Annotated in this window: 1 protein-coding gene; it reads left to right on the top strand. The window is 72.9% G+C overall.

The window, feature by feature from the left end; all coding sequences use genetic code 11:
* Positions 1-47 precede the first annotated feature (47 nt).
* Complete coding sequence (locus CA983_RS44365; RefSeq protein WP_086606176.1) at positions 48-800, top strand: ABC transporter ATP-binding protein; 753 nt, start codon at positions 48-50, stop codon at positions 798-800.
* Positions 801-826: the final 26 nt, after the last annotated feature.

Here is an 826-nt window from a genome sequence, read left to right as displayed (position 1 = left end):
ATGCTCCTGGCCCGCCACACCCCAGCCCCACCACGGAACCGACAGCCATCCACGCCGAGAACCTCACCGTCACCCGAGGCCCCCGCAAGGTCCTCCGCAACCTCGGCTTCACCGTCCCCCGAGGCCAGATCACCGGCCTCCTCGGCCCCTCCGGCTGCGGCAAGTCCACCCTCATGCGCGCCGTCGTCGGCACCCAGGCCAAGGTCACCGGCACCCTCGACGTCCTCGGCCACCCCGCCGGCCACCCCACCCTGCGCACCCGCATCGGCTACGTCACCCAGGCCCCGTCCGTCTACGACGACCTGACGGTCCGCCAGAACCTCGACTACTTCGCCGCGATACTCGACCCCGGCCGGCCCGCCGCCGAACGCCGCCACGACAACGTCACCCGCGCGATAGCCGACGTCGACCTCACCACCCACGCCGACGCCCTGGCCGGCAACCTCTCCGGCGGCCAGCGCAGCCGCGTCTCCCTGGCCGTCGCCCTCCTCGGCACCCCCGAACTCCTGGTCCTCGACGAACCGACCGTCGGCCTCGACCCGGTCCTGCGCCGCGACCTCTGGACCCTCTTCCACGACATCGCGGCGAGCCGCGGCGCGACCCTCCTCGTCTCCTCCCACGTCATGGACGAGGCCGAGCGCTGCCATCGCCTGCTCCTCATGCGCGAGGGCGAACTCCTCGCCGACGACACCCCGCAGGCCCTGCGCACCCGCACCGGCGCGGAGACGGTCGAGGAGGCCTTCCTGCACCTGGTGGACGAGGCCAAGGCGGCAGCCCGCACAAAGGAGACGACGCGATGACCCCCACGACCACCACCCGCCCGAAC

This window comes from Streptomyces swartbergensis (genome assembly GCF_002148965.1).
GTDB classification, from domain to species: Bacteria; Actinomycetota; Actinomycetes; order Streptomycetales; family Streptomycetaceae; genus Streptomyces; species Streptomyces swartbergensis.
Note: the sequence above shows the minus strand (reverse complement) of the source record. Positions and strands in the feature narration are given on the sequence as shown.